Raw genomic sequence first — 25,632 nt, forward strand, 5'->3', positions numbered from 1 at the left:
GAACGATATTGATATACTCTTCATTACCTACAGCGCCAACAGTAGCCATACACTCACCAAGAACTAAACGCATCTCAGATGAAGGCATACGAAGTGAAACATACTTACCATCACGACCCATAATTTGTGCACTTGTTCCAGCTGAACGAACCATTTGTCCGCCTTTGCCTACTTTTAACTCAATATTATGAACTGATGTACCAACTGGGATATTCATAAGTTTCATTGCATTACCTGGTTTAATGTCTACACCTGCTTCATCAGCGATAATAGCATCTCCAACATTTAAACCTTTTGGTAATAAAATATATCTCTTGTCACCATCTGCATATGTAATAAGTGCAATACGGCAGTTACGATATGGATCGTACTCAACTGTACTAACTGTACCAGCGATTCCAAATTTATTTCTTTTAAAATCAATAATACGGTAAAGCTTTTTAGCACCAGCTTCTCTGTGACGAGATGTAATACGTCCATTGTTATTTCTTCCAGCGCTTGCAGGAAGTTTTATAAGAAGTGAACGAACACTTGGTTTAGAAGTTATGTCTTTGTTTTCAACATTTGTATAAAAACGACGAGACGGGGTTGTTGGTTTATAAGATTTTATTGCCATGTTACACCGCCAAACTTTCTATTTGTGCACCTTCTGGTAACTTCACATAAAACTTTTTAAAGTCATTTTGTTTACCAGCAACACCACGGAACTTTTTAATTTTTCCGCTTTGATTTAGTGAGTTAATTCTTGTTGGAATAATTCCAAAATACTCACGAAAAACCTCTTTAAGACCAGTTTTACTCATACGAGGAGAAGTTTGCACAACGATGATTCCATCCTCTTGCATACCTAAAGTCTTCTCTGTATAAAGTATAGATTTAATATCTGTAATATCTGCCATTTACTTAGCCTCTCCTACAAGATTTTCCCATACCGCTTTTTCGATCACGAGTGAGCGATAATTTGCAGCTAAATAAGCATTTAATTCATTCTCTTCAATCACGTAAGTGCTTGCGATATTTTCAAATGCTAAATAAGTTTTTTCATCTAAAACAGTTTTTACAAAAAGAGTATCTCTTTGGTTTAACGCTTTAAACAAAGTAGCAGCATCTTTTGTTTTACCAGATGCTATTTCGATGCTATCAACGATGAATAAACTACCATTGTTTGCATGCTCATTAAGTGCAAAGTTAAGTGCAAGTTTTTTTTGCTTTTTATTAACTTTGAGGTCATAGTTACGATTGTTACTTGGACCAAATGCTTTACCACCACCAACAAACACAGGTGAACGACGAGATCCAGCACGAGCACGACCGCCGCCTTTTTGAGCCCATGGCTTCTTACCACCACCTCTAACTTGTGAACGCGTTAGTGCTGATGCACTATTTGCTCTCATCGCAGCTTGAGCTGACTTTACATATAGATATAAGTTATGAGGATTAATACCAGAAAAACTCTCTGGTAGTGTTAACTCAGAAGCTTTTTCCATTTTTTCATTTAGAACTATTGCGCTCATTATCTAGCTACCTTTACACGACCTAAAGAACCATTAGCTCCAGAAACTGAACCAATAACCGCAATTATTTTGTTTTCAGCATCAAAAGAGATGATTTCATTCTTCACACTATTTTGTGTATTTCCGTATTGTCCAGGCATTTTCTTGCCCTTCATAACACGACCTGGCCATTCTGCATTACCGATAGAACCTGTTCTACGGCCAAATCTATGACCATGTGCTCCAGGACCACCACCAAAATTCCAACGTTTCATTGCACCTGAAAAACCACGACCTTTAGTTGTAAAAGTAGATTTAAGAACTTTAGCTTCTGCTAAAGGTGTTAAATCTATATCACCAGCCTCGCTATTTGCTACTTCTAAAGTAACAAAACGGTTAAATTCAGAAGAAATGCTGTATTTCTTTTGCTGACCCTCAATTGCCTTATTCATTTTCTTGCCACTTTTATAAGCAACAATCCCAGTGTTTTCATTAACTTCGCATACTTTAGCATCCAATACTCTTAATAGAGTAACAGGCTTTGAAGAATTTGCGATAGTACGGCTCATGCCGATTTTTTCAACAATATATTCCACGATGATCTCCTACTTATCCATAGAGCGAACTTCTACGTCCACTTCTGGTGCAAGATCTAGTTTCATTAGAGAATCTACTGTTTCAGGCGTTGCTGAAACTATATCAATTACTCTAGCGTGCATACGAATTTCAAACTGCTCACGTGAACTTTTGTTTATGTGTGGAGATTTGATAACAGTATATTTACGAATCTTTGTTGGTAAAGGTATCGGACCACGAATTACCGCGCCTGTACGCTTAACAGCCTCTACTATTGACGCTACAGATCTATCAAGTACACGATGATCATAAGCTTTCAATTTTAAACGAATTTTTTCCATGTTTTTCCTTCTAAAGAACTCGTCAGGTCTAGCCTAACTATATTAAGGGAGCGGAATTGTACCCAAAGCATCTCAATAATTCAAGAAAATATAGGCTAAATTTTGAAATATCTTTAAATTTATTTCCTTTTAATAAGGAAGTGGTAAAATTGCAACATGGAAATATTATTAGAAGAGTTATACAAGACTGATATAAATATAGAAAAATTTCACACAAGAAAGCTTTTTTTAGACGAGAAAAGCTATCAAATAAATGGAATTACACAAACTGGAAAGACAAAACTTGTCAAAAACTATCTTTTAGGACTAAAAAAAAGTAGCTATCTATATATAGATTGCAGAGATTTACGTATAGATAAAGAACGTCTTAATAAAACTCTTGGGGATTTTTGTACAACTAATAAGATAAGCACTCTTGTTCTTGACAACTACTCTGCTGATATAAACATAGTAAATGTTGCTCAACTACTTATCTGCTCTGAAGTACATTATAAGTTTGATTTTTTAAGAGCACTAAAACTTTATCCACTTGATTATGAGGAGTTCTTGGCTTTTGAGTATAAGTATGATTCAACAGCACTAAACCATTTTTTTAAACTTGGTGGATTTCCTTCCATGCATAAAGTAAGCTCTGATGAGAGAGCACTGTTTCTTCAAAAAGCTTTAAAAAATACGCTAAGCCTTATAGAGATAGACATATTGATTTTTTGTACAAAAATGATGGCACAAAAAATATCGCCATACTCTATATATGAGCGTTTAAAACATACGCAAAAAATATCAAAAGATAAGCTCTACAGCTCATTTGACATGCTTTGCTCAAAAGGATATATTCATCAGCTTCAAAAAGTAGGCCATCCAAAAGCGATAAGAAAGATATACCTATGCGATATATCTTTAAAATCAGCTCTAACTATAGAGAAGCAATTTAATAAACTCTTTGAAAATATGATATATTTAGAGCTTTTAAAATCTGACAGAGATGTATTTTATGATGAAAATATCGACTTTTATCTTCCATCGTCTGATGAAGTTATCTTAGGGATGCCTTTTGCTGATGAGAGAATGCTTTTTAAAAAGATGGAAGCAATAGAAGCTTTTTTATTTACCTATCAGATAAAGAGAGTTACCGCAATTACTATGAGTACTGAGGGTAGAATGAGCCACCCACTCTCTGATGTGGAGATGGTTCCCTTTGATATTTGGGCATTAGGAGATTAGATGTATAAGAAACTTTGCGGCATAGATGAAGCTGGGCGTGGCCCAATCGCTGGGGATTTAGTTATGGCTGGATGTATTTTGCACAATAGAGTTGATGGGCTTGATGATTCAAAAAAATTGACTCCAAAAAAAAGAGAGTTTCTTTATGAGTTAATTATAAAAAATGCCTCTTTTCATATAGTGAAGTTTTCTGCAAAAGATATTGATGAGTTTGGGATTTCACTCTGCATTACAAGAGGTCTAAGAGAGATTATAGAGATGCTTCCATGTGAATCGTATCTTTTTGATGGGAACTCTAAGTTTGGAGTAGCTGGTATTGAGACTATGATAAAAGCAGATGGAAAAATCCCAGAGGTAAGTGCTGCTTCGATCTTAGCAAAAGTCACTCATGATAGAGACATAATAGAGTTAGGGAAAAAATACCCACTCTATCAACTAGAAAAACATAAGGGATATGGAACAGCCTTACATATAGAGATGATAAAAAAGTATGGATACTCTGAGATTCATAGAAAAAGCTATAAGCTCAAAGCGCTAGAAATAACGCTCTTTAGCTCTTAAGCCTAATAGATAGGAACAAATGCATAACCATTATTTTGAGCATCTATAAGGCCAACCATAGCACTTGGGATTATCTCAATAAACTCTACAACATTATCTTTATTAATCTCTTTTAGCTTCATTCCAACACCACACATTTGAAACTTCACACTGTAATTTTTTGTAAGTAATTCAAGTTTTTGATGTATCTCTTTAGCTTTTGCTTCAAACTCTTTGTCTTTTTTACATTTTGTTTTTGCGATATCTTTTACAAAAAATTTATATGCTTCTCCATGTATAACGACTATGGTGTCTAGCCCTTTAGAATCACTTTGATAATGTGCATTGTTAAATGCAACTCCCTTTATCAGTCTTCCTTCAATCTTTGCTAAATCCGAGGTTGTAAGATCAATAACAGCCTTTTTTGTATCACCATCAGCTCTAAGTAATCCTAACAAAATAACTAAAACAAGAAACAATTTTTTCATCTTAACCTCTTTAATATAAAATCAAAAACTCTCTAGAAGAATTACGTTTACAAAAGTACCCTCTTGCAAATCTCCATCATCTTCACCAGTAATCATAAGAGCAGATTCGTTTAACATATTTGTCAAAATTGCAGAACTTCCAATTTTTTTATCTTTAAAGTTTACAAAGTACTCACCATCTTCTATCACAACATTACATGCAGTGAACTCTGTTAAGCGGCTTCTTTTTTTAAAATCTTCGCTAAGTTTTGCTGCTACCACCTTGTATGCACTCTTTTTTCCTAGCATTTTTGCAATAAGAGGAAGAATGTAAAGAATAGCTGTAACAGTTGAAGAGTACGCAAATCCAGGAAGAGCTAGTATAAACTTATCCTCTTTTTGCGCAACTAAAATATGCTTCCCAGGTTTAATAGCTACACCTTTATATACAACTTCAGCTCCAACTCTAGGAACGATGTCTTTTACAAAATCATAATCCCCCACACTAACCCCGCCTGTACTAACCACAATATCTGCACTTAAAAGCGCATCTTCAAATGCTTGTGTAATTAAACTCTTATCATCCCCAACTGTTCCTAGTTGAACAACTTCGGCTCCTGCTTGCTCAAAAAGAGCTGCTAGTGTGTAGTTATTTGAACTTCTGATTTGTGAAGGATTGTCGCTATACTCGCCCAAATCTAAGATTTCGCTACCAGTTGATATGACTGCTACACGTGGCTTAAGAGCCACTTTTACCATAACATGATTTAGTGCAGCCATAACACCAATCTCTGCAAAACCTATCTTTGTACCTTTTTAATGAGTACATCGCCAGCTCTATAACCTTCGCCAACAGGGCGAACAGATGAGCCTTTGGCAACACTCTCATTGATGATAATCGCTCCATCTTCGAGTGTAACATTTTCTATCTGGATAAGAGTATCTGCGCCATGAGGCATCATAGAACCTGTAAAAGTTTTTATACACTCTCCGCTAATGAGTGTGCGTTGCTCATTACTTCCAGCAGGATTATGACCAATAACAGAGATTTTACATAACTCCAAATCGGAGTGTATAACTGCATATCCATCCATTGAAGCTGTTGGAAACTCTGGATCGTTATGTTTGGCTATGATATCTTCACTCAAAACTCTTCCAAGAGACGAGCTTAGTGGAATATTTTGACTTCTTGATGAGTTTACTTGAAGTAGTGAGAGCATTGTTTGACTTGTTTCGTATGATAATAGACTCATTGTAAGATTCCACTCCCTTTTATTGCTGTTGAGCGATCAAGCGCATAGATTCTCTTGCCACCCTTTAAATCATACTTCCAGATAGGTGCGCTTGCTTTAAAATCCTCTACAAACTCATCTATAAACTCTAACGCCACACGTCTCTTTGGAGAAAAAACTGCTGCAATATATGAGGACTCATGAAGCATCACATCTCCACGAGAGTGTGCCATCTTTATAATCGCGCCTTTAGCTTTAGCTTTTTCGCTCCATGCATCAAACCAAGAGTTTAGTATCGGCTCATAGATGTCAAAACTAAGACCGTCAATCCCACCTTCACTTCTTACAGTCCCAACAAATGGGATATAAGCACCATAGTTACTAGAAGTTTCTTGTTCATACCACTCTTTTAAGATACGAGGTACATCAAGTGCTCCATCATAGAGATAAAGCATAACTCAACCTCCACAAACTGGTGGAAGAAGTGCTACTCTATCGCCATCTTTTAGAGGGAAATCTCTACTTGATACAAGAGTGTCATTTACAGCAACAGCAGAGTTCTCTAGCCACTCTTGCATAGTTGCATCTTTTTTAAGTATCTCTGCTAACTCATTTAAGTTTGTAATATAGAGCTCTAACGGCTCTTTTTGTATTGGACCTAAAAATTCTACTCGTACCAAAAGATTGCTCCCAAACTATATTTTTATGGCTATGATTATATCTAACTCATCTTTTTTATAAGTTAATAGATGTATAATTTTGCCAATTATATGGTGGAGGGGTTTGTGGTTTTTGGAAAAATTGAGTATCTAAATCTTCTGCCTTTTCATGTCTTTATGAAAAGATTTGCTAGAAGCTCTCAAGAGAGTATGAGCATGAACTACTACAAAGATGTCCCAGCAAAGACAAACAAAAAATTTCTCTCACGCAGAGTTGACGCAGCCTTTATCTCAAGTATCAGAGCAAAAAATCAAAAACATGTAAACCTTGGAATCATCGCAAAAAAAGAGGTACTTAGTGTTTTAGTTGCTCCAAGTGAGACTAACACTAGCGATAGTGAGTCTGAAACTTCAAACCTACTTGCAAAGGTACTACAAATAAAAGGCGAAGTCCTCATAGGAGATAAAGCCCTAAGATACTACCTTAAAAACAAACCTCATGTAGATTTAGCAAAAACGTGGAATGAAAAATATAACCTCCCATTTGTATTCGCACTTTTATGCTACCACAACGACAAAGCACTCTATAAAAAGATAGAGAAAAGCTTCTTGAAAACAAAAGTAAAAATCCCACGATATATACTAAACGAAGCTTCAAAGCGAACAGGCGTATCCCAAGAAAATATACTAAACTATCTAAAATACATCTCTTACAACTTTGATATAAAAGCAAAAAAAGGTCTTGAGAGATTTTATAAAGAGGCTAAAAAACAATGATAGTAGATAAGTTAGAAAATTCTCATAAATATCCGTTTGGTGAAGCATGGAAAAAGGCTTTTGAGTTCTTAAACTCTCTTTCATCAAAGACAGAAGATGGAAAGTATGAGATTCAAGGCGAGGATATCTATGCAATCGTTATGAGTTATGAAACAGTTTTAAGAAGTGATGCTATGCTTGAATCTCATAAAAAATATACAGATATTCAAGCAACGCTAAGAGGAGTGGAAGGCTTTGAATGTCACTATAGAGATTCTCTTATTGTAAGAGATCCTTATGATGCTCAAAAAGATATAGAGTTTTATGAGACAGAAGCAAGAGCACATTCACTCTTAAATATTTCAGTTGGATATTTTGCTATGTTTTTTCCACATGATGCTCATATGCCATGTTTAGCAGTTGGGATTAAAAAAGAGCATATAAAAAAAGTGGTTATAAAGATAAAAACAGAGCTTTTATAGCCTAAACTATGGAAGTTACTCTACTCTCCTATATCTTCATTCCAAAGAGATGGATTTTCATGAATGAACTTTTGCATCATATCAAAGCACTCTTGATTATCTAAAACTTCTACTTCAACCCCTAATGAACGAACATACTCCTCTGGACCTTTAAAAGTACGGTTTTCACCGATGATAATTTTAGGTATCTTGTATAGAAGTGCTGCCCCACTACACATACTACAAGGCGAGAGTGTTGAGTAAAGCGTTGCCTTTTTATACTCATATGCTGTCATTCTTCCAGCATTTTCAAGACAATCCATCTCCGCATGAAGAATCGAACTACTATCTTGCACACGTCTATTATGCCCACGACCCACAATCTCGCCATCGATAACGAGCACTGAGCCTATAGGAATCCCACCCTCTTTGAGGCTTTTCTTAGCTTCTTCTATCGCCGCTTGTAAAAACTTATCCATATAACATCCTATACAAATTCAAGTCTCGCCAATTGTTAATAAAATATATACTTCACTATTTTGACATTGAAAAAGTATCACAAATGAGGTTAAAAAGTATAATTAATTGAAAAATATATTTTTGAAGTTTTAAAAGTATTATTTTGAGGGTTTAAAAAAGTTGATGGTGCGGATGAGAGGACTTGAACCTCCACACCTTGCGGCACTAGATCCTAAGTCTAGCGTGTCTGCCATTTCACCACATCCGCACATGGTTATAAAAAATTTAGTGGTGCGCCCTTCAGGATTCGAACCTGAGGCCGATGCCTTAGAAGGGCATTGCTCTATCCAGCTGAGCTAAGGACGCATACATTCATAAAAATGGTGCGCCCGATAGGATTCGAACCTATAACCGTCGGATCCGAAGTCCGAAACTCTATCCAGTTGAGCCACGGACGCCACAAAATTTATTATTATTATTTAAGTTTTTATATCTAATTTATGGGGTGAGATACGGGATTCGAACCCGCGACCCCCGGCACCACAAACCAGTGCTCTAACCAGCTGAGCTAATCTCACCATATTTTTTTAAACATAAAAGTGGTCGGGGTGAAAGGGTTCGAACCTTCGGCCCCCTGGTCCCAAACCAGGTACTCTAACCATACTGAGCTACACCCCGACCTACACATTAAAGCAACCTTACAGCTGATTAATGAGGCGAAATTATAGTCAATAACTACCCAAATGTCAATAGCTTTTTTAGATATTTTCAAACTTTGCTCTAACTCGTACAAAAAGAGATTAAGATTAGTTTGTTACAATAATGCGCATTTGGTTTTAAAGGGTGAATATGGGTGAGTTTTTTAGTAGTGTCAACTCTTTTTTGGAGGCGGCTCTGTTTTTTGATATTCTTTTTGGAATGGTAGATGGAGTCAAACTTCCATTTTTAGTTGTTTGGCTTATTTCAGGCGGGGTATATCTTACATTTTTAACAAAATTTATAAATCTCAGAATGTTCAAACACTCATTTAATATCATAAGAGGTAGATACCGCACTGCTGATGACGTTGGAGAAATCTCATCATTTGGGGCATTAACCACAGCTCTTAGTGCTACTGTTGGACTTGGAAATATTGCTGGTGTGGCATTGGCAGTTGCTCTTGGAGGGCCTGGTGCTACATTTTGGATGATAGTTGCTGGCTTTTTAGGGATGAGTTTAAAGTTTACAGAGGTAACTCTCTCCTTGCAGCATAGAATATTTCTAAAAGATGGAACTGTTATGGGTGGAGCAATGGAGTACCTCTCAAGAGGTTTAGCTCAAAAAGGATATGCGCGATTTGGTAAAATTTTAGCGCTAATTTTTGCTGTTTTTATGATTGGCGGAGCAATTGGAGGTGGAAATGTTTTTCAGGTCTCTCAAGCTCTTGGAGCAGTATCACAAGAAGTAGACTTCTTTGATAAGTTTCCAATTATCTTTGGCATTATTATCGCTATTTTTGTAGGTTTTGTAATCATTGGTGGAGTTACAAGAATAGCTAAAATCACAGAGATACTTGTTCCAATCATGGCAATTATTTATATATGTGCATCTTTATGGATTTTAGCTTACCACTTTGATAAGATCGGTGAAGCAATAAGTATCATTTTTCATGAAGCGTTCTCTACTAGTGCAATTTATGGCGGCGTTGCTGGCTCAATTGTACATGGTTTTCAAAGAGCGGTATTTTCAAGTGAAGCTGGAATCGGTTCTTCTCCCGTTGCGCACGCTCCAGTTAAAACAAAGTATCCAGTTAGACAAGGTCTAGTTGCACTTTACGAACCTTTTATAGACACAATAGTGATTTGTACTATGACGGCGCTTGTTATTGTTATAACTGGTGTTTATGCTCATGATGGAGCGTATATGGCTCTTATAGAGGCAAAAGAAGGAGCAGCATTAACAAGCGCAGCATATGGAACTGTTATAGGGTGGTTTCCTATTATCTTATCTGTTAGTATAACGCTGTTTGCATTTTCAACGATTATCGCATGGGCTTATTATGGTGAGCGTGCATGGGTATATCTCTTTGGTTCAAAATACTCTGTAATATATAAGTTAAGTTTTTTATCTCTTATAATTTTAGGAACAACCGTAAATACGGCCATTCTCGTTGACTTTAGCTTTATGTTATTTCTCACTATGGCTCTACCAAATATACTTGGACTTTTTATCTTGAGTAAAGATGTAAAGATAGCGCTTGATGAGTATCTAGTAAAACTAAAAAGTGGTGAACTTGATGCAGAGGCGCTTAGATGAATAAAATAACGTTAGAGTGTAGAGAACTTTTGAAGATAAACAGTATAAATATTGACTCAGAGATAGATTTTGATGTAAATTCAAAACTTCATACTCTCTCATTTAGCTATATCATAGATACTTTTATGATGGCATCAGAGCCCTCTCAAGTCTCTTTTTTAAAGGCTCTTGAGAAGGCAACTTTTTTAGGAAGTGATGGGGTTGAGAGTTTTTTTCAAAGCATGGGACAGCTTCTTCTTATGACACATCTCTCACAAAAGATAGAGCTTTAAGTATTTTTTTAAAACTGTATCATTCCATTAATCGGTGAAGAAGCTGTTGCGTATGGACGCTTTGCTATTCTTCCAGATAAGTAGCTCATACGCCCAGCAATAACTGCATGCTTCATTGCCTCAGCCATCATCATAGGATTTTGCGCGCCTGCTATTGCTGAGTTTGTTAAAACTCCATCAGCTCCAAGTTCCATTGCGTACGCTGCGTCACTCGCACACCCTATTCCGGCATCTACTATAACTGGTAAATTGACCGCTTCACGGATAAATACTATGTTGTATGGGTTTTGAATACCCAAACCACTCCCAATAGGAGCAGCAAGAGGCATGATGGCGTGAGCTCCAGCATCTTCTAGTCTCTTTGCCATGATAGGGTCATCTGAAGTGTACGCCATGATTGTAAAGCCCTCTTTAGAAAGTATTTGACACGCTTTTATAGTTTCTATCACATCTGGATAGAGAGTTTTCAGAGTATCACCAATTACCTCAAGCTTTATCAAATCAATTCCAGTTGCCTCACGAGTCAAACGAAAAGTGGTTATCGCCTCTTCTGCTGTTATACAACCTGCTGAATTTGGAAGAAATTTTACTTTTGTGCCTTTAAATGTATCACGAAGATTTTCTTTGTCTGGGTCTGTAATGTTTAAGCGGCGAACTGCAACAGTGATAAGTTCACTTCCACTGGCAAGTGTCGCCTCTTTTGTGGTTTGAAAATCTTTATACTTTCCACTTCCTACAATAAGGCGAGAGCCTAATTCATACTTTCCTATTTTTAAAATATTTTCCATTTTTTTTCCTAAAAATTTTTTTGCCATTTTATAACATAAGCCATCTTATAGTTTACCAATTGCACCTATCAAATCATCTGGCGTAAGTGAAAAATCAGCACCATTATAAAGTAGAGCAAGTTTAGCGTGTGCTAAAGAGCCATTAATTGCTGCATCTATCGGAGCATATCCTTGAGCTAAAAGAGCCCCAATTAAACCACTAAGTACATCCCCACTTCCGCCTTTTGCTAAAGCTTGCGTTCCATGTGGATTAACATAAAAAGTTTTATCTTGAGCGATTATGACATTTGCGCCTTTTAAAAGAAGTGTAACTTTTGGGTACGCCCTGCAAAACATCTCAGCATATTTAAAGCGTTCTTTTTGCAATTCATTAACCGATATATCTGCTAGATTTGTTAGCTTTAAAAGTGAGACAAACTCTTTTGGATGAGGAGTGATTACAAGATTTTCTCTACCAAGTATCTCAATAATTATTGGCATATAAAACATATCTGCATCTACAACCATGCTGTGAGTGTTGTTTAAAAACTTATCTAATTCTATGTTACTAAATTCTACTCCAAGGCCCATTCCAAGGGCAAGAGCAGTTGTTGTTTTTGGAACTTCATGAGAGTACATAATGGAGTGCGGAGTTGAAATGTTTTCAAAACCAACAAGTGTTACCAAGCCACTTCCAAAACGTAGGGCTGAGAGCGCGCTCATGATGCTAGCTCCACTTTTTTCTCCAGAGGCAACAGCTAAATGTCCATAACTGCCTTTGTGAGAGCTTTTTTTAGTTCTGTTTGGAAGTTTTAAATCCTCTAAATCAAGAAGATAGCAATTGCTTTTACCCTCATAAATATCTCTGCAAACTCCAAGATTGATTACCTTTATCTCGCCAACACACTCTTTTGACTCATCCAAGAACATTTTCTTCTTTAGTGCACCCATAGTAAGAGTAAGATCCGCTCTAAATAGATAACCGGAAGGAACATCACATGCAATCTTAAAAGCACGCAAAGAGTTCATCTGCTCTATAAGAGTTAGCATCTCTTTATCAAACTCTCCACTAAAACCAGTGCCTACTATCGCATCGACTAAAATATCACATTCTAAAAGCTTGGTGGACTCTTTTACCCCTATGCTAAGAGAGCGTTGTTTTTGTAAAAGAGCCATTTTTGATTTTGGAGGTTTTGCATAAAAGAGAGATACATCAAAGTCACCATGTAAAAGCCTACCAAGAGCCAAACCATCGGCTCCATTATCTCCTCTTCCACAAACAATAGTAACTTTTGATTTTTTTTTAAAGTTGTTTCGAATATATTCAGCCATACCTTCTGCGGCATGTTCCATCAAAATATCTTCGCTTAGATAAAACTCTTTGTAGCACCTATCATCAAGAGACGCTACCTCATCAAAAAGTTTCTGCACATTTACTCTTGAAAAAGATACTCATCGATTTGAACTATATTGCTTTTAATATCATTAAATAAAAGTGTATGATAGTTCGTTCTATACTGATAAAAAAATCTGTTTTTTGGTAATTTCTTTAAATTTGAAGTGTTGAAATACTCTAAGTTTGAACATTTACCAAGGTATAAAAATGTAAAGAGAAGCTTCAATTGGTGATTTTCAAATGTACTATGTGGCTGTGCTAAAAACGTAAGCCCATATTTTTTAAGGTTGAAAAAGTTTAACATGTAGAGTAAGAAATCTTCAAACTTTGTATAAAATCCATTTAGATTTTCAATATCGTGAAAAAAGTAATAATAATTTTCTAAAAGCCCTTTATGCTGTAATGTAACCGTTAATTTACTAGTTATATCTCTCTTGTTTGAAAAGTAGATAGGATCAACTGCCATATAAATATGCTTGTTTGCAACAATTAAATCATCAAACTCTTTTTGAAACTCATCACTCTCATCAAATCTTATGTAGTTAAAATTTTCATCTTTATATCTTAGTTCAATATTATGTTCATCTGAGTTAGAGAAATCTAGATATAAAGTAGCAACATTGCTGTCAATTACAAAGTTTCTGATTCTACATGCTAAATTTGTTTTACCTGAACCCTCTTCTCCTAAAATCAATGTATTACAATAAAGTAATCTCTCCTCAACGTTTAATGTATTGATACTGCTGACATATTTTCCGAGTCTATTTCTCATATTTTCCCTTTATAAAAAATCTTAACAAATATTATATCTTATTCTCAAACAACATATGTCTATAAGGCCTTTACTCCAAAAGATTTATCTGAAATACTTAACAAGATGGTAGAACCAAATGTTTTGAATATACAAGCTTATGTATGAACAAGCTAAACAAGATAATCACAAAGCAAAAAAGATGTTTGGTTATGCGCTCGAAGCTGAAAAAGTTCATGCAGAGTTATATGAAAAAGCATTTCAAGCTGTAAAAGATGGAAAAGATTTGGATGAAGTAAATATATACTTATGCCCGATATGTGGGCATATAGAGTTAGGAAGACCTCCTAAGAATTGTCCAGTATGTGGAGCAAAAGCTTCTGTATATGTTCAATTATAAATTAAAAAAGAATATTAGAACAAACTAGTAAATTTATACTTTGTTTATTAAACAGTGTATACTTGAATTTAACTTTTACTATAAAAAGGAAAACAAAATGAAAAAGAAACTAACAACTGCATTTGGCGCACCTGTTGCCGACAATAACAACTCACTTACCGCTGGAGTTAGAGGGCCAATGTTACTTCAAGATGTATGGTATCTGGAAAAAATGGCACATTTTGATAGAGAGGTCATTCCTGAGAGACGTATGCATGCAAAAGGTTCTGGCGCATTTGGAACCTTCACAGTAACTCACGACATAACAAAATATACTAAAGCAAAAATTTTCTCCAAAATTGGTAAAAAAACAGAGATGTTTGCAAGGTTTTCCACCGTTGCTGGTCAGCGCGGTGCAGCGGATGCAGAGAGAGATATCCGTGGTTTTGCACTTAAGTTTTATACAGAGGAAGGGAACTGGGATTTAGCTGGTAACAACACTCCGGTCTTTTTTTTAAGAGACCCGCTTAAGTTTCCAGACTTAAACCATGCTGTCAAGCGTGATCCAAAAACAAATATGAGAAGTGCAAAAAATAACTGGGATTTTTGGACTAACTTGCCTGAAGCTCTGCACCAAGTTACTATCACAATGAGCGATAGAGGCATTCCTTATTCGTACCGTCATATGCATGGCTTTGGAAGTCACACTTTTAGTTTTATAAATGCTAAAAATGAGAGAAATTGGGTTAAGTTTCACTTTGTCTCGAAGCAAGGCATAAAAAATTTAACAGATGCCGAGGCTCAAATGTTAGTTGGCCAAAATAGAGAGAGCCATCAACAAGATTTGTTTGAGAGTATTGAGAGAGGCGACTTTCCAAAATGGAAAATGTTTGTGCAGATAATGAGCGAAGAAGATGCAAAGCACTATAAATTTAACCCTTTTGATTTGACACGAGTATGGCTTAAAAAAGATTATCCACTTATTGAAGTTGGGGAGTTTGAGCTAAACCGCAACCCAGAGAACTACTTTGCAGATGTAGAGCAAGCGGCATTTAACCCTGCAAATGTCGTCCCAGGAATTGGTTTTTCACCTGATAAGATGCTTCAAGGAAGACTCTTCTCATACGGTGATGCGCAAAGATACAGACTTGGAGTCAACCATAACCTGATTCCAGTTAATGCCCCAAAATGTGCAGTTAACAGTTATCACAGAGATGGTTCTATGAGGGTTGATGGAAATGCAGGAGCCACTATAGCGTACGAGCCAAATTCATATGAAGAGTGGCAAGAGCAAAAAGAGTATGCAGAGCCAACACTTGATATAGATGGTGGAGCAAACAGATGGGAGATGGACGATGACAACTTTACACAACCTAGAATGTTGTTTCAACTTATGAGTAAAGAGCAACAGCAAGTTCTCTTTGAAAATACTGCAAGAGCTATGGGTGATGCTCCAGAGATGATTAAGCAAAGACATATAGATAACTGCACAAAGGCAGACCCAGCTTATGGTGCAGGTGTGGCAAAAGCGTTAGGTATGAGAGTAAAGTCTTAAAACTAAATAGCTACATCTAAGGATTTTCTTTGAATGTAGCATTAATTCGTTAAATACTTTAATAGGTGCCTACACTTAAAAAGAGTTTAGGCTTTATATACAAAAATCGAGTAAATTATATGCTATTAAGCATATTAAATGTAAGATTTATGACAATATTACAATAAGGAATAACACATGTACACTAAAATATTATTATCTGCTGCTATTATAACTTCTTCTTTGAGTGCTTCTGATTTGCTTAGTGATGCAAAAAAAGCTGACTTAAAACCAATTCCAAGTGATAAAAAAGAGCTTTTAAAGCTAATTGACAACCCAAAAAACCCAATTACTGATAGAAAAATTGAACTTGGTAAAAAACTATATTTTGACCCAAGACTATCAAAGAGTGGTTTTATAAGCTGTAACAGTTGTCACAACCTTAGTGAAGGTGGAGATGATGGAATCCCTGCTGCTATTGGGCATATGTGGACTGCTAATCCTCACCACTTAAACTCACCGACTGTTTACAACTCTGTATTTTTTGCTTCACAGTTTTGGGATGGACGTGATCCACACTTAGAAGCTCAAGCTCAAGGTCCTATGCAGGCAGCTCCAGAGATGTCTGCAACACCAGAACACGTTGCAGGAGTTGTAACTTCTATGCCTCAGTATGTTGCTGATTTTAAAGGTGCTTATGGCAAAGATGTAAAAATTACTTTTGAAAAGATAGCTGATACTATTGCTACGTTTGAGAGAACTTTAGTTACTCCATCGGCATATGATGATTTTTTAAATGGTAAGAAGAACGCTTTAACAAAAGCTCAAAAAGATGGTCTTAGAACATTTATAGATAAAGGGTGTGTATCTTGCCATAATGGTATTGCACTTGGCGGAGAGATGAATGCGTTTAACATCACAGGTACTTATAAATTCCAAGATGTAGGCGATTTCAAAGGCGATGCAAATGGTATGGTAAAAGTACCTACTCTTAGAAACATAACTCAAACTGCACCATATTTCCATAATGGTCAATTTTGGGAACTTAAAGATGCTATAAAAGAGATGGGACGTATCCAGCTTGGCACTGATATAAGTGACGCTGAAGCTGCTTCGATTGAAGAGTTCTTCAAAGCTCTTGAGGGAAGAAAAGATCCAGTTGTTTTACCTCAACTTCCAGCATCAACTTCAACTACTCCAAAACCAGATCTAAAATAGATATCCCCTCGCAATTTATACCCAAAAAAAGGGTATAATTGCACCATGAATTACAAAGAAATCGCACAAGAAACCCTTAAAATAGAAGCGCAAACACTACTTGATAGTGCTGATAAAATCGATGATGTTTTTGATAGAGCAGTTGAGATAATTCTTGCATGCAAGGGCAAGCTAATTATTACAGGTGTTGGAAAATCAGGATTAATCGGTGCAAAGATGGCAGCAACATTTGCCTCTACTGGAACTCCTAGCTTTTTTCTGCATCCAACAGAAGCCCTTCATGGCGACCTTGGCATGATAAGCCATAACGATGTCGTCCTTGCAATAAGTTACAGCGGAGAGAGTGAAGAGCTAAGCTCAATACTACCTCATATAAAGAGATTTAACACTCCACTTATCGGTATGACAAGAGATAGAAACTCAACACTTGGAAAATATAGCGATATTGTGATTGATGTAATTGTCAAAAAAGAGGCATGCCCTCTAAATATTGCACCAACTAGCTCAACAACACTAACCCTTGCCCTCGGAGACGCACTTGCAGTCTGCCTTATGAAGGCAAAAAACTTTAAAAAGAGTGATTTTGCCTCTTTCCACCCGGGTGGAGCTTTGGGTAAACAACTTTTTGTAAAAGTAAAAGACCTTATGAGAACAAAAGATTTGCCTCTTGTTAGAGAAGATACAAAAGTAAAAGATGCAATTGTAAAGATTAGTGAAGGACGACTTGGAACTGTTTTAATAGTAGATGAACTTGGCAGACTTCTCGCACTTATGAGTGATGGAGATATCCGTCGCGCTTTAATGAGTGAAGATTTTTCGCTTGAAGAGAGTGTTTTAAAGTACGCTACAAAAGAACCAAGAACGATAGAAGATGAAAATATTTTAGCAAGTGAAGCACTTGTTATCATTGAAGAGATGAAGATACAGCTTTTAGTTGTAACAGATAAACAAAAAAGAGTTCTTGGCGTGCTTCATATCCACACTCTCATAGAAAAAGGCATATCATGAGACTAAACAAGTACATCGCACACCACTCAAGCTACTCAAGAAGAGAAGCAGACAAAGTCATACAAGACGGCTATGTAAGGATAAACGGAGAGATTCAAAACAACCCTGCAACAGACGTATATGAGGGAGTTGATGTTGTTTACGTAAGTGGCAAGCAAGTAACTGTCCGAGACAAATATACTGTTATCGTGTATAACAAGCCAAAGGGTGAGTTAGTAACTAAGAGTGATCCAAAAGAGAGAAAGACTATCTATGACACTCTACCAAAAGAGTACAAGCACTATATCCCAGTTGGAAGACTTGACTATGCTTCTGAGGGTCTGCTTCTTTTAACTGATGCTTCGAAGGTTGCTTCAGCTCTTATGGAATCAAATTTAGAGAGAATCTATAAAATAAAAATCAAAGGCGAAGTAACTTCAGAGATGGAAGCTGCCATGCTAAGTGGAATGATGTTAGATGATGCAACAGCGGGCGGACATAGCCACTCAAAAGTTACAAAAATGGAGTTTAAACCTTTTATAGGGTATAAAATTCAGAAAAATCAACCAAACTACTCTGTATTAAAAGTAGCACTAAGCGAGGGTCAAAACCGTGAACTTAGACGCTTTTTTGCACACTTTGGAGCAGATATAGTTGACCTTAAGAGAATCAGTTTTGCAGAGATTGAGCTTAATAATCTTCCAACAGGAAAAGTTAGATTTTTATCACGTAGTGAGTACTCTGCACTTTTTAAATTTTTAAAAGAAGAGAAAAAAGCAGAAGAAAAAGATGAGAAAAAACCAGCTGCTAAAAAGTATGAAAAGACAGATCATAAAAAAACAGAGCACAAGAAGAGTGATAAAGATGTAAAAAAGCCAAAATATAAAGACGACAAGAAGAAAGACGACAAGAAAAAGGTTTTTAAAGATAAAAAAGTAACTAAAAAGAAGAGCTAAAGTTGGCTGATTTTACTCATCTCTTACGCCCTTCTAACTTTGATGAACTTGTTGGCCAAGAACATCTTAGCAAAGAAAATGCTCCTCTTAGAGTTTTATGCCAAAAGGGCGCACTTGGGCATAGTTTCTTCTTCGGTCCCTCAGGATGTGGAAAAACTTCCATAGCAAGGGTCATAGCCAAAACTATGGATATGCCCTTTTATGAGTTTAATGCAACTAGCATAAAGATAGAGCAACTGCGAGCGATATTTGAGCAGTACAAAAACACCCTTCAAAGACCACTGATTTTTATAGATGAAGTACATCGTCTGGCAAAAAACCAGCAAGAGGTACTTCTTCCTGTAATGGAGAACAACTCTGTGCTTATCATCGGCGCTTCAACTGAAAATCCATTTTTCTCACTAACTTCTGCCTTACGCTCTCGTTCAATGCTTTTTGAGCTTCACTACATCTCAAATGAGGCCTTAAGTGGGCTTCTTCAAAGAGCTATAAATACTTCTGAGATCACATGTGATGATGAAGCGTCCGAGTATCTTATAGCAAGTAGTGGTGGTGATGCCCGCTCAATGCTGAAGCTTTTAGAGTTTGCTTCAAATATTGACACACACATTACGTTAGATATATTAAAATCACTTCGTCCAAATGCACTAAGCACTGGAAGTAGTGAAGCTGGCGTTCATTATGATTTAGCAAGTGCTATGATTAAGTCTATAAGAGGCTCTGATATGGACGCTTCTATCTACTATCTTGCTAGGTTAATTGATGGTGGAGAGAGTGCCGAGTTTATCGCTAGAAGACTGGTAATACTAGCTAGTGAAGATATTGGAAATGCAAATCCCCAAGCCCTAACTCTAGCAACAAGTGCCATGACAAGTGTTTCAAAGATAGGTTATCCCGAAGCTAAAATAATTCTCTCACAAACAGTCATATATCTCTGCGCTTCGTCAAAATCAAACTCTGCATATCTGGCTATAAATAGTGCTCTTCAAGCCGTAAATGAGGGTGTAATGCTCGATATTCCAAAAAATATAACTCAGAAAAATAGCGGTTATTTATATCCTCATGATTTTGGTGGATACGTCAAGCAAAACTATCTATCAAAGCCACTAAAATTTGTAACATTAAAGCCAATAGGTTATGAGAAAAAGATGATTGAGTGGATATCTTCAATAAGAGTTTTTAGTTGATTTTATATGATTTTAAAAGGTGAGTTAGAAAAAGTTGTGTGTGAATAATCGAGTGCAACATAGTTACACTCGATATTTATTTACTTAAGAGCTGCTTTTGATGAAGCTACAACTGCACTAAATGCTGCTGCATCATTCATAGCCATGTCAGCTAAAATTTTACGGTCAAGCTCGATGCCGCTCTTGTTAAGACCGTTTATAAATGTTGAATAGTTCATTCCATTTAAACGACAAGCTGCATTGATACGGATAATCCATAGTTTACGAAAATCACGTTTCTTTTGCTTTCTGTCACGGAATGAGTAGTACATTGAGCGCTCTAGTTGCTCTTTAGCTTTACGGTAATGTTTGCGACGACCGCTATAAAAACCCTTTGCTAATTTTAATATTTTCTTGTGTCTTCTTCTACGAACAACACCAGTTTTTACTCTTGGCATATTATTTCCTTTTTTCTTTACCTATATCACTCTTTGTGCATAAGGTGCCACATATTAAGTGGTCTTGCCCAACTAAGAAAGTTGGAGATTTAACAATTAACTAAAATTAGTTAATCATAGCCTTAACATTTTTTTCATCAACTTTAGCAATAGTTTTTGGTCTATTTTGCTTGCTACGAGTATCTGAATCTTGTTTAGTTAAGATATGGCTACGAAACGCTGTACCACGTTTAACAGTGCCGTTTTTCTTAACTTTAAAACGCTTTACAGCGCCTTTAACCGATTTCATCTTTGGCATCGAAACTCCTTTGTAAATTGAAGCGCAATTATACCCAAATTTTTTAATTTTTGTTATACTCACACTATGAATTCTATTAAACATATTAACAATGCAATTGGTGATTTAGACAAAGAGGTAGAGGTTATCCTCATGGACATGAGCTTAGCTATGAATGAAAAAGACAACAGAATGCTTCCGCTACTGCAACAAAAAAGAGTACTTGCTCAAACATTAGAAGATTTAACTTATTTAAAAAATAATCCGCCTAAACCAAATCAAGCATGTGGAATTTCTAAACATAGAAAAGATTAAAAAAATAGTGTGATTTAAAGAGTGTTGTGGGGATATTTAAGCACCCCTCCCCAGATACCTGCGGCACATAGCACATCAAGAAGTGCTGCTGTATTCCTACCCTGACACGATATCCTAAGACACCATTGCACAGGTCTAGAGAGAAGCGATGAAATTATAACCAAAAAAGCTGAAATTACAAACGGATGTCTAACCCTTTTGAGTTTCTCATATCTGTAGAGCCTAAAAAGTCTATACTCTTTTTAGTCTGATTTATAAAATTTAACGTTTCATCTTTTAGAGAATTTAGAAGCAAAGAAGCCTCTTGAAGAAGATAACTTGCTTCTTGCAACTCCTCTAACTTTTTAGCATCTTTAATCTGAGAAATATCGTCTAAAAGTTTACTAATACTATCTGTATCTTTTTGAACAATTGCTATCTTTAACTTATCGAGCCACATAAGTGCTCTCTCGCCATCCCTCTAAAAGCCCTTTAAAAACATTGCTAACTTCATCAAGCTTATCAGTATTATTTTCTAAGCTTGCAGTGCTTAAGAGTCTAATCTCATAGCTATAAAGTTCTTGTAAATATTGAGATACTTGACCATGCGACATATCTAATGTATTTACTAGCTCAGTAATAATTGCTACAGAACGATTTGTCCAATAAACTTTTTTCTCTAAATTATTATCTTTTATAGCCTTTTTTGCCTGTGCATTAAAACGTAAAACACCTTCATAAAGCATCTCTATAAGCTTTTGCGGCGATTCTATACCGACGTTATTTTGTGCATATATATTATGTGCTAAATTACCATACATGTGAAACTCCTTTTTCTCTTCTTCGTAATTATCCATTGTTTGTATATCGGACAGCAAAAAAATTACTTTAGTGTTTAAACATAATTTAGATGGTATTTTATTTGCTTCTATGTAATCTAAAGATTTTTACAATTTGGTCGATTTTATGGTTAATAAATATGTAAATAATTATATAAAAAGGATTTATTATGTCATCAGTAAACTCACTTGGAATTGGTTCAGGAGTATTAACGTCAGATTTAGTCGATAAGCTTAGAACAGCCGATGAAGCGACTGTTCTAAAACCATTAGAGAAAAAGATGACTTTAGATGCTCAAAAAGAGGATGCTTATAAGCTTTTAGAGTCTCTTATGACTACTCTAAAAGGAAGCTTTAGCGCACTTGATGGAGACAACCTTTACCTTAGCCGCGCTGTAACTGGGAACACTGATGCAGTAACAGTTACTGCTGATTCAGGCTCAAATGTACAAGCTTTTAGCATTACGGATGTAAGTAAAGCTGAAGCGGATGTTTGGAACTCTGCTGCATTAGCTACAAAGTCAACTCCTATAACTGATTTGGGAGCTGGTACTTTTACTATAAGCACAGGCGGTAAGGACTTTAATATAGACTATAACGCAAATAGCTCTTTAAATGAGATAAGAGATAGTATAAATGAGACAGCGGGTGATTCACTCACAGCGTCTGTTTTACAAGTAGGAAAAGATAGCTACAAACTAGTCATTACAGCAAAAGATACCAATAAGCCAATAACATTCTCAGATTCAAATGCAAATACAGTAGCACCTGAGGTAAATCTAACAACTGCACTTGGACTAAACAATATACAAATTGCCAAACCTGCAACTTTTAAGTATAACGGTGTTGAAATAACTCGTGACACAAATGAGGTAAGCGACTTGATTACTGGTGTTACTATAAAACTAAATGAAAACCAAAAGCCTACTGACACGGCATCTATAAATATAGCTCAGAACACTACATCGATAAACTCAGAGATGTCTTTGTTTGTAACAAACTACAACAACTTAATGACAAACTTGCAGGATATGACTAGATCTGATAGAGAGAGTGGCAGCGTAGGTATATTTAACGGTGATAGTTTTGTAAAATCAATAAAAAGAGACATAACAGATCTAATAACACAAGTTGATAAAAATGGAAACTCACTTATGGACTATGGTATAGATATCGATAGATATGGCGTTATGAGTTTAGACTCTTCTAAGTTTAATGAAAAACTCAGCACTGATCCAAAAGGATTGGAGATGTTTTTTAGTGGAGATAGCACAATTGAGGGCATCTTTACAAAACTTAACAACAGAATGGATGATTATACTGGCTATAACAAGCTCCTTAGTAACTTCTCAAAGCAACTTGACAGCGCAAAAGAGAACACTATAACTCAGTATGACAAACAAAAGGCTTCTCTTGATAGTCGTTATGAAATCCTTACTAAAAAGTTCATTGCTTATGATGCCATGATTAGCAGACTAAATGCGCAGTTTTCTTCACTGCAAATGATGATTGATCAATCTTATGGTGATTCTAAGAGCTAACTAAAATTACATAATGGTACTAAAATTGCTCATTGTTATATAAATTATTATAGTTAAATCAAAAAAACATACTTATAACTTAGTAAATAGGTTGTTTTAGTGGGGCTTTCGTCTAGTAGTAGATATTACAAAATGAAATGTGAAAAGTGTTCGCTCTGATTATGGAGTCTATCCAAAATATTTAAATTAATTTTTGGATAAAGTGTCATCTGAACATCCTGCCTTTAGAGATAGATTGAAACTAAATTCTATAACAAAGGGATAAAATGCGTTCAATAGAAAAACAAGCAATTACTACATTTCAAAAAAATCTAGATTATTTCAAAGAAAAACAACCAAAAGTTTATGAAAAGATAGCTATTTTAAATCAAGCTATAAAAGATGGGAGCTACAAAGAAAAATATGCTCTCGAATATAAAAATAGTTACTTTGACGTTTTAGATATATCATCAAACCAGTATCTTTACAATCAAGACAGTAATGAATATTCAAAAGTTTTAACACAAAGTGTAAATTTTAAAAAATCTGATAGCGTTATTGAAGGTTTTTATAATCGAGACATAACTAAAGCACAAGCAGAAAGTTATGATGGAAAGATTAATATAAATAATCAATTGTTTGCAACAGCCGCATTGATACACTATACCAATAGTGTTACATCAAAAAATGATGAGATGAAAGAGATATTTAAATTTATCTTTTTAGGAGTTGGGTTAGGATTACATCTTAATAAAATACAAAAAAAAATTAACTCTTCACTCATCTTAATAGTAGAAGATAATCTTGAACTCTTCAGGCTATCTCTTTTTACAACTGATTATCAAAATCTTTCTATAAAAGCTAGAGTGTTTTTTTCAATAATGGATAATGAGTATGAATTTAAAGAGGTTTTTACAAACTTTTTTACTGAAGGATACTTATATAATCATTATATTAAATATTCTTCATTTACACAAAATGATATGCTTAAAATTAAAACTATACAAGACGCCATAGTCAGATCTAATCATTTAATATATCCTTATTCAGTAAAATTAAAAGAACTTTTAAAAGCACCAGAATATCTTGTTGAAAAATACCCTTTTTTAAATTTATCTAAAACATACTCTTCTGTATTGTCAACTAAACCTGTGCTACTAATAGCATCCGGTCCATCTTTAGGAAACAATAGCGCCTGGCTTCAAGAAAACAAAGACAAGTTTTTTATTATTGCTGTGTTATCATCAGTTAAAACATTATATAAGATAGATGTAAAACCAGATGTTGTACTTCATATGGATTCACAATCACTAGCTATAGCATTCTTTGACACAATAGATAAGGAAAGTTTTTTTGATAAAACTATATTCTTATTATCCTCAGTTGTTTCAAGAAATGTAGTAGATGCCATACCAAAAGAACAAATATATTTCTTTGAAACTGCATCAAACTATAAACAAAACTCTAGAATACCAGGTGTTCCTAGTATTGGTGAAGCCTCTTATGCTATTAGTTTAATTTTAGGGGCTAAAGAGTTATATCTGCTTGGTCTTGACTTAGCACTTGATCCTGAGACAGGGAATACTCACACAAAAGATCATGCTTTCTTTAAAGAAAACAATCCTAATAACTTAAAAAGTGAACAATACACTTCGTTAAGAGATACTGTTTTTTACACTAAAGGAAATTTTCTTGAAAAAGTTCCAACTAATGCTCTATTTGACATGTCAGCTAAATCATTTAATGTGATATCAAAAATATTTTTAAAAAACGAACAGAATGTATATAATCTTAACAATGGCGCTTACCTTGAGGGAGCTATCCCCTTACACTCAGAAAACTTAGATACTAGCATGTTTGATTCATTAAGCCAAATAGAAAAATTCAAACAATTAAAAACTTTCTTAGATGAAATTTCTGAAAATCACATGAATGAATCTGATATTAAAAATATGGATATACAGATAGAAGAGGCGGCAAGGCTTTTACGCTTGGTTCAAGAGTTTAAAAACTCATCATCTGCTGTTAATAAAGAATCATACTTAAAAGAGTTTTATGCCCTATATATAGAACTACTTAACATCTCTAAAAAAGAGCATGATATCAATCATGTTTTTTCTTCATTTTTACAAAATATTGTTAGTTATATATTTGATATTTTAAATACTAAGCAGTTAAAAGATGAGCAAGAGCATATTAGGATAATAAACCAAATATATATAAAGCAACTTATAAAAATATTGGATTTATACTTAATTACTATGAGAATTTATAGAGAGTGGATAGACAAATAAGGGCATAAAAAAAGCCAAAGAAAA

Annotated in this window: 31 protein-coding genes, 5 tRNA genes, 1 other RNA gene and 1 pseudogene; 15 read left to right on the forward strand and 23 right to left on the reverse strand. The window is 35.3% G+C overall.

Annotation, left to right across the window (positions count from 1 at the left end; translation table 11 throughout):
• The 5 genes from rplB to rpsJ all read right to left on the reverse strand — a co-directional run.
• A partial coding sequence (gene rplB, locus PHI38_RS00005; RefSeq protein ID WP_299850963.1) for a 50S ribosomal protein L2 occupies positions 1-616 on the reverse strand: 616 nt, incomplete at its 3' end.
• 1 nt (position 617) lies between these two features.
• Entirely contained in the window at positions 618-899 is a 282-nt protein-coding gene (locus PHI38_RS00010) for a 50S ribosomal protein L23 (protein WP_299850966.1), read from the reverse strand.
• Complete coding sequence (gene rplD, locus PHI38_RS00015; RefSeq protein ID WP_299850969.1) at positions 900-1,514, reverse strand: 50S ribosomal protein L4; 615 nt, start codon at positions 1,512-1,514, stop codon at positions 900-902.
• Positions 1,514-2,089 (reverse strand): 50S ribosomal protein L3, encoded by a 576-nt coding sequence (rplC, locus tag PHI38_RS00020; protein WP_299850972.1) that lies wholly within the window; start codon positions 2,087-2,089, stop codon positions 1,514-1,516. The genes rplD and rplC overlap by 1 nt, the downstream gene beginning before the upstream one ends.
• 9 nt (positions 2,090-2,098) lie before the next feature.
• Entirely contained in the window at positions 2,099-2,410 is a 312-nt protein-coding gene (rpsJ, locus tag PHI38_RS00025) for a 30S ribosomal protein S10 (RefSeq protein WP_294877813.1), read from the reverse strand.
• A gap of 156 nt (positions 2,411-2,566) precedes the next feature.
• On the opposite strand from rpsJ, the gene PHI38_RS00030 reads away from it, so the two are divergent.
• Positions 2,567-3,631 (forward strand): ATP-binding protein, encoded by a 1,065-nt coding sequence (locus PHI38_RS00030; RefSeq protein WP_299850976.1) that lies wholly within the window; start codon positions 2,567-2,569, stop codon positions 3,629-3,631.
• Positions 3,632-4,192 carry a ribonuclease HII gene (locus tag PHI38_RS00035; protein WP_299850979.1) on the forward strand — a complete coding sequence of 187 codons (561 nt, stop codon included), beginning with the start codon at positions 3,632-3,634 and terminating at the stop codon, positions 4,190-4,192.
• 2 nt (positions 4,193-4,194) lie between these two features.
• On the opposite strand, the gene PHI38_RS00040 is transcribed toward PHI38_RS00035, so the two are convergent.
• The 4 genes and pseudogenes from PHI38_RS00040 to PHI38_RS00055 all read right to left on the reverse strand — a co-directional run bounded on the left by PHI38_RS00040 (position 4,195) and on the right by PHI38_RS00055 (position 6,550).
• Positions 4,195-4,659: a DsrE family protein gene (locus PHI38_RS00040; RefSeq protein ID WP_299850982.1), complete on the reverse strand. Its 465-nt coding sequence runs from the start codon at positions 4,657-4,659 to the stop codon at positions 4,195-4,197.
• A gap of 21 nt (positions 4,660-4,680) precedes the next feature.
• Positions 4,681-5,891 (reverse strand): annotated as a pseudogene (gene glp / locus PHI38_RS00045) (gephyrin-like molybdotransferase Glp).
• Positions 5,888-6,325, reverse strand: coding sequence for a molybdenum cofactor biosynthesis protein MoaE (locus tag PHI38_RS00050; protein ID WP_299850985.1), 438 nt, complete (start codon positions 6,323-6,325; stop codon positions 5,888-5,890). Before PHI38_RS00050 ends, glp begins: the two are co-directional and overlap by 4 nt.
• Positions 6,326-6,328: 3 nt before the next feature.
• Positions 6,329-6,550, reverse strand: coding sequence for a MoaD/ThiS family protein (locus tag PHI38_RS00055; RefSeq protein WP_299850988.1), 222 nt, complete (start codon positions 6,548-6,550; stop codon positions 6,329-6,331).
• Positions 6,551-6,655: 105 nt separating this feature from the next.
• Between PHI38_RS00055 and PHI38_RS00060 the strand changes: the two genes are divergently transcribed.
• Positions 6,656-7,306 (forward strand): MqnA/MqnD/SBP family protein, encoded by a 651-nt coding sequence (locus PHI38_RS00060; protein WP_299850991.1) that lies wholly within the window; start codon positions 6,656-6,658, stop codon positions 7,304-7,306.
• Positions 7,303-7,767 carry a YhcH/YjgK/YiaL family protein gene (locus PHI38_RS00065; protein ID WP_299850994.1) on the forward strand — a complete coding sequence of 155 codons (465 nt, stop codon included), beginning with the start codon at positions 7,303-7,305 and terminating at the stop codon, positions 7,765-7,767. The genes PHI38_RS00060 and PHI38_RS00065 overlap by 4 nt, the downstream gene beginning before the upstream one ends.
• A gap of 20 nt (positions 7,768-7,787) precedes the next feature.
• Here PHI38_RS00065 and PHI38_RS00070 read toward each other — a convergent pair whose 3' ends face one another.
• The 6 genes from PHI38_RS00070 to PHI38_RS00095 all read right to left on the reverse strand — a co-directional run bounded on the left by PHI38_RS00070 (position 7,788) and on the right by PHI38_RS00095 (position 8,883).
• Positions 7,788-8,225 carry a nucleoside deaminase gene (locus PHI38_RS00070; protein WP_299850997.1) on the reverse strand — a complete coding sequence of 146 codons (438 nt, stop codon included), beginning with the start codon at positions 8,223-8,225 and terminating at the stop codon, positions 7,788-7,790.
• A 164-nt stretch (positions 8,226-8,389) separates the two neighbouring features.
• Positions 8,390-8,473: transfer RNA gene (locus PHI38_RS00075), tRNA-Leu, on the reverse strand.
• A gap of 21 nt (positions 8,474-8,494) precedes the next feature.
• Positions 8,495-8,571: transfer RNA gene (locus PHI38_RS00080), tRNA-Arg, on the reverse strand.
• A 15-nt stretch (positions 8,572-8,586) separates the two neighbouring features.
• Positions 8,587-8,663, reverse strand: a tRNA-Arg gene (locus tag PHI38_RS00085).
• A 43-nt stretch (positions 8,664-8,706) separates the two neighbouring features.
• Positions 8,707-8,783, reverse strand: a tRNA-His gene (locus PHI38_RS00090).
• Positions 8,784-8,805: 22 nt separating this feature from the next.
• Positions 8,806-8,883 (reverse strand) — tRNA-Pro (locus PHI38_RS00095).
• 171 nt (positions 8,884-9,054) lie between these two features.
• Here PHI38_RS00095 and PHI38_RS00100 point away from each other — a divergent pair.
• Positions 9,055-10,500 (forward strand): sodium:alanine symporter family protein, encoded by a 1,446-nt coding sequence (locus PHI38_RS00100; protein WP_299851000.1) that lies wholly within the window; start codon positions 9,055-9,057, stop codon positions 10,498-10,500.
• Positions 10,497-10,772 carry a hypothetical protein gene (locus PHI38_RS00105; RefSeq protein ID WP_299851003.1) on the forward strand — a complete coding sequence of 92 codons (276 nt, stop codon included), beginning with the start codon at positions 10,497-10,499 and terminating at the stop codon, positions 10,770-10,772. Before PHI38_RS00100 ends, PHI38_RS00105 begins: the two co-directional genes overlap by 4 nt.
• 8 nt (positions 10,773-10,780) lie before the next feature.
• On the opposite strand, the gene PHI38_RS00110 is transcribed toward PHI38_RS00105, so the two are convergent.
• Genes PHI38_RS00110 through PHI38_RS00120 form a run of 3 tightly spaced genes read right to left on the reverse strand, consistent with a single transcriptional unit; the run spans position 10,781 to position 13,707 of the window.
• The gene (locus PHI38_RS00110; RefSeq protein ID WP_299851005.1) at positions 10,781-11,560 is read right to left on the reverse strand and encodes a thiazole synthase; all 780 of its coding nucleotides are present in this window, start codon (positions 11,558-11,560) and stop codon (positions 10,781-10,783) included.
• 45 nt (positions 11,561-11,605) lie between these two features.
• Positions 11,606-12,970, reverse strand: a complete 1,365-nt coding sequence (locus tag PHI38_RS00115) for an NAD(P)H-hydrate dehydratase (protein ID WP_299851010.1) — start codon at positions 12,968-12,970, stop codon at positions 11,606-11,608.
• A gap of 2 nt (positions 12,971-12,972) precedes the next feature.
• Positions 12,973-13,707 carry an ATP-binding protein gene (locus PHI38_RS00120; protein ID WP_299851013.1) on the reverse strand — a complete coding sequence of 245 codons (735 nt, stop codon included), beginning with the start codon at positions 13,705-13,707 and terminating at the stop codon, positions 12,973-12,975.
• Positions 13,708-13,846: 139 nt separating this feature from the next.
• Here PHI38_RS00120 and PHI38_RS00125 point away from each other — a divergent pair, with 139 nt between their 5' ends.
• The 6 genes from PHI38_RS00125 to PHI38_RS00150 all read left to right on the forward strand — a co-directional run bounded on the left by PHI38_RS00125 (position 13,847) and on the right by PHI38_RS00150 (position 19,947).
• Positions 13,847-14,086 (forward strand): rubredoxin-like domain-containing protein, encoded by a 240-nt coding sequence (locus PHI38_RS00125; protein ID WP_299851016.1) that lies wholly within the window; start codon positions 13,847-13,849, stop codon positions 14,084-14,086.
• Positions 14,087-14,183: 97 nt separating this feature from the next.
• On the forward strand, positions 14,184-15,620 hold the full coding sequence (locus tag PHI38_RS00130) for a catalase (RefSeq protein ID WP_299851019.1): 1,437 nt from the start codon (positions 14,184-14,186) through the stop codon (positions 15,618-15,620).
• A 177-nt stretch (positions 15,621-15,797) separates the two neighbouring features.
• The gene (locus PHI38_RS00135; protein ID WP_299851022.1) at positions 15,798-16,817 is read left to right on the forward strand and encodes a cytochrome-c peroxidase; all 1,020 of its coding nucleotides are present in this window, start codon (positions 15,798-15,800) and stop codon (positions 16,815-16,817) included.
• Between the two features lie 45 nt (positions 16,818-16,862).
• On the forward strand, positions 16,863-17,825 hold the full coding sequence (locus PHI38_RS00140) for a KpsF/GutQ family sugar-phosphate isomerase (protein WP_299851025.1): 963 nt from the start codon (positions 16,863-16,865) through the stop codon (positions 17,823-17,825).
• Entirely contained in the window at positions 17,822-18,760 is a 939-nt protein-coding gene (locus PHI38_RS00145) for a pseudouridine synthase (protein ID WP_299851028.1), read from the forward strand. The genes PHI38_RS00140 and PHI38_RS00145 overlap by 4 nt, the downstream gene beginning before the upstream one ends.
• A 2-nt stretch (positions 18,761-18,762) precedes the next feature.
• Complete coding sequence (locus tag PHI38_RS00150; RefSeq protein WP_299851031.1) at positions 18,763-19,947, forward strand: replication-associated recombination protein A; 1,185 nt, start codon at positions 18,763-18,765, stop codon at positions 19,945-19,947.
• Between the two features lie 80 nt (positions 19,948-20,027).
• Here PHI38_RS00150 and rplT read toward each other — a convergent pair whose 3' ends face one another.
• Together rplT and rpmI are read right to left on the reverse strand one after the other, a co-directional pair.
• Complete coding sequence (gene rplT / locus PHI38_RS00155; RefSeq protein WP_299851034.1) at positions 20,028-20,384, reverse strand: 50S ribosomal protein L20; 357 nt, start codon at positions 20,382-20,384, stop codon at positions 20,028-20,030.
• A gap of 106 nt (positions 20,385-20,490) precedes the next feature.
• Positions 20,491-20,682, reverse strand: a complete 192-nt coding sequence (rpmI, locus tag PHI38_RS00160) for a 50S ribosomal protein L35 (protein WP_299851037.1) — start codon at positions 20,680-20,682, stop codon at positions 20,491-20,493.
• Between the two features lie 66 nt (positions 20,683-20,748).
• Between rpmI and PHI38_RS00165 the strand changes: the two genes are divergently transcribed.
• Positions 20,749-20,976, forward strand: a complete 228-nt coding sequence (locus PHI38_RS00165) for a hypothetical protein (RefSeq protein WP_299851039.1) — start codon at positions 20,749-20,751, stop codon at positions 20,974-20,976.
• A 44-nt stretch (positions 20,977-21,020) separates the two neighbouring features.
• On the opposite strand, the gene ffs is transcribed toward PHI38_RS00165, so the two are convergent.
• The 3 genes from ffs to fliS form a co-directional block, all read right to left on the reverse strand.
• An RNA gene (ffs, locus tag PHI38_RS00170) (signal recognition particle sRNA small type) lies at positions 21,021-21,118 on the reverse strand.
• A 33-nt stretch (positions 21,119-21,151) separates the two neighbouring features.
• Entirely contained in the window at positions 21,152-21,415 is a 264-nt protein-coding gene (locus PHI38_RS00175) for a hypothetical protein (protein ID WP_299851042.1), read from the reverse strand.
• Positions 21,402-21,776, reverse strand: a complete 375-nt coding sequence (fliS, locus tag PHI38_RS00180) for a flagellar export chaperone FliS (protein WP_299851045.1) — start codon at positions 21,774-21,776, stop codon at positions 21,402-21,404. The genes PHI38_RS00175 and fliS overlap by 14 nt, the downstream gene beginning before the upstream one ends.
• A 188-nt stretch (positions 21,777-21,964) precedes the next feature.
• Between fliS and fliD the strand changes: the two genes are divergently transcribed.
• Both fliD and PHI38_RS00190 read left to right on the forward strand, forming a co-directional pair.
• Positions 21,965-23,335, forward strand: coding sequence for a flagellar filament capping protein FliD (gene fliD, locus PHI38_RS00185; protein WP_299851048.1), 1,371 nt, complete (start codon positions 21,965-21,967; stop codon positions 23,333-23,335).
• A gap of 266 nt (positions 23,336-23,601) precedes the next feature.
• Positions 23,602-25,608 carry a 6-hydroxymethylpterin diphosphokinase MptE-like protein gene (locus PHI38_RS00190; protein ID WP_299851051.1) on the forward strand — a complete coding sequence of 669 codons (2,007 nt, stop codon included), beginning with the start codon at positions 23,602-23,604 and terminating at the stop codon, positions 25,606-25,608.
• Positions 25,609-25,632 lie beyond the last annotated feature (24 nt).

It is taken from the genome of Sulfurimonas sp. (genome assembly GCF_028694895.1).
Taxonomy (GTDB): domain Bacteria; phylum Campylobacterota; class Campylobacteria; order Campylobacterales; family Sulfurimonadaceae; genus Sulfurimonas.